Annotated in this window: 4 protein-coding genes; 3 read left to right on the top strand and 1 reads right to left on the bottom strand. The window is 40.8% G+C overall.

What is annotated here, in order from left to right:
• The first annotated feature begins 223 nt into the window (after positions 1-223).
• Positions 224-1,453 (top strand): aminotransferase class V-fold PLP-dependent enzyme, encoded by a 1,230-nt coding sequence (locus G322_RS0106385; RefSeq protein WP_022940979.1) that lies wholly within the window; start codon positions 224-226, stop codon positions 1,451-1,453.
• Positions 1,454-1,499: 46 nt separating this feature from the next.
• On the opposite strand, the gene G322_RS0106380 is transcribed toward G322_RS0106385, so the two are convergent.
• Positions 1,500-4,193: a nitrate reductase gene (locus tag G322_RS0106380; protein WP_028866457.1), complete on the bottom strand. Its 2,694-nt coding sequence runs from the start codon at positions 4,191-4,193 to the stop codon at positions 1,500-1,502.
• 442 nt (positions 4,194-4,635) lie between these two features.
• Between G322_RS0106380 and cobA the strand changes: the two genes are divergently transcribed.
• Both cobA and nirB read left to right on the top strand, forming a co-directional pair.
• Positions 4,636-5,508: a uroporphyrinogen-III C-methyltransferase gene (gene cobA / locus G322_RS0106375; RefSeq protein WP_022940977.1), complete on the top strand. Its 873-nt coding sequence runs from the start codon at positions 4,636-4,638 to the stop codon at positions 5,506-5,508.
• Positions 5,509-5,541: 33 nt separating this feature from the next.
• Positions 5,542-8,082, top strand: coding sequence for a nitrite reductase large subunit NirB (gene nirB, locus G322_RS0106370; RefSeq protein ID WP_022940976.1), 2,541 nt, complete (start codon positions 5,542-5,544; stop codon positions 8,080-8,082).
• Positions 8,083-8,093 lie beyond the last annotated feature (11 nt).

The following is an 8,093-nucleotide window of genomic DNA, read 5'->3' as shown; positions in this document are numbered from 1 at the left end:
TTATTTTCATGTGTTGCTTTAGTTGCGCCAATCGTTAACAAGGCAAGACTAAAATCCTACGTCCTATTTTTTATTAGGATGTGCTGTGCTTTAGCCACGCCAATCGTTAACAAGGTAGGACTAAAGTTCTACGTCCAAGAGAAGCAGCAGTTCATATTAAAAACTTGTGTACAGAGCGAACGCTTAATCCCGTTATTATCTAAATGCTACGGAGTCTCTTTTAATGTCCAATAAACTCTTTTCAGTTAATGAATTTCGTGAAAATTTCCCCATTCTCAATCAACAGGTAAACGATCATCCGTTAATCTATCTTGATAATGCAGCCACCACCCAAAAACCACTTGCAGTAATAGAAGCGATCACTCACTACTACCTTAATGATAACGCCAATGTGCATCGTGCGAGCCATCAACTGAGTTGCCGTGCGACCACTGCTTTTGAAGCTGCACGAGAAACGGTTTGCCAATTTATTAATGCTAAAAGTAGTAAAGAGATCATCTGGACAAAGGGCACGACGGAGGGTTTTAACTTATTAACCAATGTGTTTGCCAAGCAATTAGTGGCGGGTGATGAGGTGATCATCAGTACCTTAGAGCATCATGCGAATATTGTACCGTGGCAGATGTTGGTAGAGTCGATTGGCATTGTATTAAAAGTGATCCCACTGAAAGCGGATCACAGTTTAGACATGCAAGCTTATCAAGCGTTATTAACTGAAAAAACCAAATTCGTGTCCGTCGCGCACATCTCTAATGCACTGGGTATTATTAATCCTATCGAAGAGATAATTTCACTGGCACATCAAATGAATGCTTTGGTTATTATTGATGGTGCACAAGCGGTGGCTCATCAAGTGATTGATGTACAAGCCTTGGATTGTGATTATTACCTTTTCTCTGGGCATAAGTTGTTTGCGCCAACAGGTATTGGTGTGTTGTACGGTAAACAGCATCTTCTGAAAGCACTTCCTCCGTGGCAGGGCGGTGGTGAGATGATTAAAAGCGTGAGTTTTTCAACCGTTACTTACAACGATCTTCCTTTTAAATTTGAGGCTGGCACACCTAATATTGCCGGTGCTATCGGTTTAGCGGCCGCCATCGATTTTTTAACCGGTTACGACCGTAAAATGCTGATGTTGCATGAGCAGATGTTACTTGCTGTTGCTGAAAGTGCATTACTTGCTATACCTGAAGTCACCGTTTTTTGTGCTGGCGTTGCGAAATCAGGCGCTATTAGCTTTTTAGTTGAAGATGAACATCACAGTGATATCGCGATGTTATTAGATGCGCAGGGTATTGCAGTGCGTAGTGGTAGTCATTGTGCCATGCCACTGATTTCAGTGTTAAATTGCACGGGTACAGTACGAATTTCATTTTCTATTTATAATACCATCAATGAAGTAACACAGTTTATTAGCGCGTTAAAGAGTGTGATTATTTTGTTGAAAGAGTAAAGGGATATGATCTCATCCCTTTACTGCGGTAGTAACCCGTTATTATTTAAGCAGTACTAAAACTCACTGCATAGGTTTCTATTAGTTGCTCAATATCAGGAATACAACTTCCACAGCCTGTACCCGCCTTTGTACATTGGCCTATATTTTCAACCGTAGGTGAGTGTTGTGCTTGTATCGCATCTTTAATCGCATTGGTCGCGACTTGTTTACAAACACAAATCATTTTCCCTTGCGCGAGTTTTCCTTCCATTAGACCTGAAATAATAGAGCGTTCAATCGTTACATCGGGCGTGATATCCAATAAATATTGCATCCAATCTAACGTTTGTTGTTGCAGATTAGGCGCAATAATATAAGCGTAACAGACTTTTTTTTCTTGTATATTTACGTAGCGGTAAAGAGGGTTATCGCTTTCATCATTGTTGCTGTAATTTAAATTTTTACCTGCTTTATTTTTAATTAATAGTGTTATTTTTGCTTTTAATTGATTGGCTGGCATTTTATCTGCAATACGATATAGGTAACCCTTTTCTACTTTTTGCTTTGCCCAATAACCAAACTCTGCAAGTTCAAGCTCTGTTCGAGTTAAAAAGAGCGCTTCACTTTGAAAATGCCATTTATCGATGTTAACTGGCGTGGCTTTAAACTCTGGTTGGCCAGAGTGCCGGTCCGTATAGGCTAGGATTAACGCGCACACGCTTGCTTGTTTTGCATAGGTTTGATTCCAGTGGATAGGCATAAAGACCTGCTTATTCTTGATTGCCGTTGATATCGATACTCTTACCAGTGCGGAGCCAGTTAAGCTAGTTACCTGTACTAAATCACCATTCTTTAACTGCTTTTTTTGTGCCTCCAGGGGATTTATTTTGATAAATGGCTCGCTGATATGTGCACTTAGGCGGCTAGAAAGTCCCGTTCTTGTCATGGTGTGCCAGTGATCACGGATACGTCCACTGTTTAGCAATAAGGGATAGTTTTTATTACAAATACTTTGTAGTGGTTGGTGGTTGACTGCAATAAACTGTGCTTTTTTAGAGTCGGTAAAAAACAGATTATCGCTAAATAGGCGTTGATGAATAATGCTCTCTTGTAATGCGGTTACTGGCCATTGTTGAGGCTTTAATTGTGCGTATCCTTGTGCATCTAGTTTTGTTAAACCAATTAAATTAAGAGCACGTCTCTTACCATCTTCATTACCTAGTGTGGTCATCTGTGCATATTCAGAAAATATTTCCCCTTCATGAAGGTAATTAAATGCATCACTAAAACCCATGCGTTTAGCTACCTCACTAACGATCCACCAATCCGCTTTACCTTCACCCGGGGTCGGTAAAAGACGTCTTTGTCTTGAAATACGACGTTCCGAGTTAGTGACTGTACCGGATTTTTCACTCCAACCTTGAGCCGGTAATAAGACATTTGCCAGTCGCGTGGTCGCTGTGTCTTTTATGCAATCGGAAACAATCACTAATGGGCATTTTTTTAATGCCTTAATAATTTTATTGCTGTTAGGCAAACTCACCACGGGATTGGTTGCCATTATCCAGATTGCTTTTATTTTTCCTTCATCGATAGCATCAAAGAGATCAATGGCTTTAAGGCCGGCTGATGTTGCTAAGTTGTCTGTTTTCCAAAAATGACTAATGGCAGCGTGATCAACAGGGTTATCAAACTCCATATGGGCGGCTAATGTATTAGCGAGCCCGCCCACTTCACGGCCTCCCATTGCATTGGGTTGGCCGGTGACAGAAAAAGGGCCCATGCCCGCTTTACCGATACGCCCAGTGGCTAAGTGACAATTTAATATGCTGTTTACTTTGTCACTTCCCTGTGAAGATTGATTAATACCTTGCGAGTAAATGGTGACTACTTTTTCTGTTTCTGCAAATTTTTGATAGAAACACTGTAATTGTTTATCTGGAATTTTTAATTTTTCAAGGAGCTGTTGATGAGGCAATGCATCATTTTGAGCACTCTTTAAACTTGCTTGAAAACCTTGTGTATAGTTGCTGATATATTCGGGATTGATTTTTTTCTGCTCGGCTAGGTAAGTTAATAAACCGTTAAACAGAGCGACATCAGCGCCAGGCTGAATTGCTAAATGCAGATCAGCAATATTACAAGTGTCTGTTTGACGTGGGTCGATAACAACAATAAACAGCTTTGGGCGTTGCTCTTTAGCCGCTTTTAAACGCTGAAATAGAACAGGATGGCACCATGCTAAGTTAGATCCTGTGATAATCACCATCTCTGCACTTTCTAAGTCTTGATAACAAATCGGCACTGTATCTGAGCCGAAGGCGCGTTTATGACCCACTACCGTTGAAGACATGCATAGGCGTGAATTGGTATCGATATTGCCACTACCTATAAAACCTTTCATCAGTTTATTAGCAACATAATAATCCTCGGTTAATAACTGACCTGAAACATAAAAAGCCACTGAATCAGGGCCAAACTCTTTGATGGTTTTTGAAAACTGGGTGGCAACATGGTTAAGTGCCGTAGGCCAGTCTGTATCCGCCCCGTCAATGTTGGGTGCGAGTAATCTACCTTGATGACCGACTGTTTCGCCCAATGCTAAACCTTTTGAGCATAATTTCCCGTAATTAGCGGGATGATCTTTATCACCACGAATATCAAGGTTACCTTGCGAGTTTACCTTTGCTTCTATACCACAGCCAACACCACAATATGCACAGGTTGTTTTTGTCCAGCAACTTTTCTCTATCATCATGTGATCCTCTGTTTATAAGCATGAATTCCTTAATTGCTTTATATAGAGCAAAGACCGCACCAATTCCTTTGCGTTATCAGTGTTAATACTCAACAACTTATTTTGTTCCTATTTATCAATGACTAAGCTTAATTCTTGTTTGTGAATAAGCACCTATCTGCGGTTTACTTGTGCTTTGTTTCTTTGTTTTTGCCTGTTATTGCGTCTTGTTGGTGCATGAATGCACCATACTTCAACATTTGTGCAACATTTACTGGTTGTTTTTGTACATAAAGATCAGTGAGATTATCTTTATTTTTTAATAAGCTATTGAATTTAAATCGTTTTTATTATTTTTAAAGAGAAGTTATTGCTATTGGCATCACCTTTGCTCTAGTGCATAAGAGTTTGTTAATAACTTGTTATTTATTTTGAGTTATTTAGAGGCAATGAAGGGGTGATTATGATTTTTGAAAGCAGTAAAGGTGAGCTTGCCAAGTTTCCAGCGAATGCTATTGAGGCTCATAACGTGGCGACTTTAAAGGTTAATCATCAAGGTGATTTGGGGTTGGTTTCACTTGTTGGTGCTGGGCCGGGTGATGCGGATCTATTAACGCTGAAAGCATTTTCTGTTATCCAGCAAGCGGATGTCATTGTATATGACAATTTAGTTAGTGAAGAAATACGTGCTCTTTTTCCTGCCACTATTGAAAAATGCTATGTAGGAAAGATGAAAGGTCTACACAGTCTAACGCAATCTGAAATTAACCAGTTGTTAATAAATAAAGCGTTACAAGGTTTGAATGTCTGTCGCTTAAAAGGTGGTGACGCTTTTGTTTTTGGTCGTGGCGGTGAAGAGATGCTCGAACTTAAAGCGCAAGGTATACAGGTAGAGATAGTGCCGGGAATAACAGCTGCTGCTGGTTGTAGTAGTTATGCGGGGATTCCACTTACGCATCGAGGTATTTCTCAGGGCTGTACATTTGTCACTGCACATGCTGAAAAAGAGCTTTCCATAAAATGGCACGCACTCGCAAAGTTAGATCATACATTAGTTTTTTATATGGGGTTAAGTAAAGCCGAACTTATTGAAACACAATTGATAAAGGCAGGACTTGAGCGACAGACACCGGTTGCTTTTATTGAAAATGGCTGTTGTCCAGAGCAACGCGTTATTACTGGCACATTGCAACAACTTGCTTCCTTGGTCGGTAAACATCAAATCAAATCACCTGCGTTAATTATGGTTGGTAAAGTTGTTGCGCTTGCAGAGCAACTGCAATGGGTTAATGAACAGCAAAATATAGACAGTGTCATCACCCAATTATCTGCTTAAACAGAAAAAAAATTTATAAAGGAAATAACGATTATGAGTAAACAAAGAATTATTGTTGTTGGCAACGGTATGGTAGGCCATAAATTTATCGACGTCATCATTAATGATAAAAGTGTTGATTATGAGGTAATCACTTTTTCAGAAGAGTCTCGTCTTGCTTACGATCGTGTGCAACTTAGTTACTTCTTTTCCGGAAAAAGTGCTGCAGATTTAGCCTTGACCGATGAAAATTATTACCAAGAAAATGGTATCAATTTTGTGCTTAACGATAAAGTAGTTGAACTCGACTTTGCTAATAAACAGGTGCTAACCCACAGCGGTCGTAGAGAACGTTATGACAAATTAGTGCTGGCAACAGGATCATTTCCTTTTGTACCGCCTATTCCAGGCAACGATCAACCGCATTGCCATGTTTATCGTACCATTGATGATCTTGAAGCGATTAGCGAATCTGGGAAAACCAGCAAGGTCGGCGTGGTTATAGGTGGTGGTCTGCTGGGGCTTGAAGCGGGTAATGCATTAGTTAATTTAGGGCTAGAAACACACATTGTTGAGTTTGCTCCACGGTTAATGGCTGTGCAACTGGATGAGGGCGGTGGTGCGTTATTACGTCGTAAAATTGAAGATTTGGGTGTAAAAGTACATACCGAAAAAGCAACTAGTGAAATTGTTGATGGTGAGTTCTGCCGTTATCGCCTTAATTTTGCCGATGGTAGTTTTTTAGAAACCGATATGATTATATTTTCTGCGGGTATTCGTCCGCAAGATGAATTAGCACGTTCGTCAGGGCTCAGTATTGGTGAGCGTGGTGGTATCGTCATTGATAACCACTGCCAAACCAGTGTTGAAGATGTGTATGCAATTGGTGAGTGCGCATTGTGGAATAACTTTATTTTTGGATTAGTCGCACCGGGCTATCAAATGGCCAAAGTGGCCGCTGCCCATATCAAAGGCGATACAAGTCTTGTATTTACCGGTGCAGACATGAGCACCAAATTGAAGTTACTTGGCGTGGATGTTGCCAGTATTGGCGAGGTGCATGGTCGAACACCCGGCGCGAAATCTTATACTTATCATGATGAAATTGAACAAGTTTATAAGCGTCTAACCGTTTCTGCGGATGGTAAAAAAGTGATTGGTGTCGTGCTGGTTGGTGACGTTGATGCTTACGGCACATTATTACAATTAAAACTTAATAATATGGACCTGCCTACTAACCCTAGCATGCTTATTTTACCGAATGTGGGTGATGAGCAAGCCGCTGGGCTCGGCGTGGATGCACTGCCTGACAGTGCCGCTATCTGTTCCTGCTTTGATGTCACTAAGGGGGAGATTAAAGATGCCGTCGCCGCTGGTTGTACATCAATGTCTGCCCTTAAAGCGTCAACCAATGTATCGACTGGATGTGGTGGTTGTTCAAGCTTAGCGAAACAAGTATTAGACTGTGAACTCGCGAACTTAGGGTTTGAAGTGAAAAATGATATTTGTGAGCATTTTGCTTATTCGCGTCATGAATTGGTTGATATTATTCGCGTTAAAAAAATCAAAACCTTTGATGAGATGTTAGAGCACTGTGGGACAGGGTTAGGCTGCGAAGTCTGCAAACCTGCTGTTGGCTCTATCTTAGCCTCTTATTGGAACGACTATGTGCTTGAAGATGCGCATATCGAGCTACAAGATACCAATGATATCTATTTAGGTAATATGCAAAAAGATGGTACTTACTCTGTTGTACCTCGTATTGCAGGAGGGGAAATTACCCCTGATAAATTGATTGTACTGGGCGAAGTTGCCAAAGAGTTTGATCTTTATACCAAGCTGACTGGTGGCCAACGTGTAGACATGTTTGGCGCGCAACTTCATGAATTACCGCTTATTTGGAAAAAATTGATTGATGCGGGTTTTGAAACGGGACATGCCTACGGTAAATCGTTACGTACGGTGAAGTCTTGTGTGGGCAGTACGTGGTGTCGTTTTGGTCTCAAAGACAGTGTTGCTTTCGCCATTGACATTGAAAACCGTTACAAAGGCCTTCGGTCTCCGCATAAAATTAAGTTTGGTGTGTCAGGCTGTACCCGTGAATGTGCTGAAGCACAGACTAAAGATGTCGGCCTGATTGCGACCGACAAAGGCTGGAATATGTATGTTTGTGGTAATGGTGGTATGCGCCCTCGCCATGGAGACCTATTTGCTTCAGACCTGAGTGATGAACAGTTACAAACATATACTGACCGCTTCCTGATGTTTTATATTCGCACCGCCGATCGCTTGCAACGTACTTCTGTTTGGCTAGAAAATCTTGAAGGTGGATTAGATTACCTAAGAGAAGTGATCATTGATGACAAACTTAATATTGCCAGTGAGCTTGAAGCGGAGATGGCTGAAAATATTAAAAACTACCAATGTGAATGGAAAACCACCATTGAAAATCCTGCAAAATTAAAACGTTTTAATCACTTTGTTAATAGTGCTGACATTGATAATAACCTGTCATTTGTGAAACAGCGCGAACAGCGTTTTCCAACACCGAAAGTAACTGCTGAGCCGATAAAAATCATTGAATTAACAGAATAATGGAGAATAAA

The organism is Psychromonas hadalis ATCC BAA-638, from assembly GCF_000420245.1.
Taxonomy (GTDB): domain Bacteria; phylum Pseudomonadota; class Gammaproteobacteria; order Enterobacterales; family Psychromonadaceae; genus Psychromonas; species Psychromonas hadalis.
The sequence above is the reverse complement of the archived record's forward strand: the minus strand, read 5'-3'. Positions and strand labels throughout refer to the sequence as shown.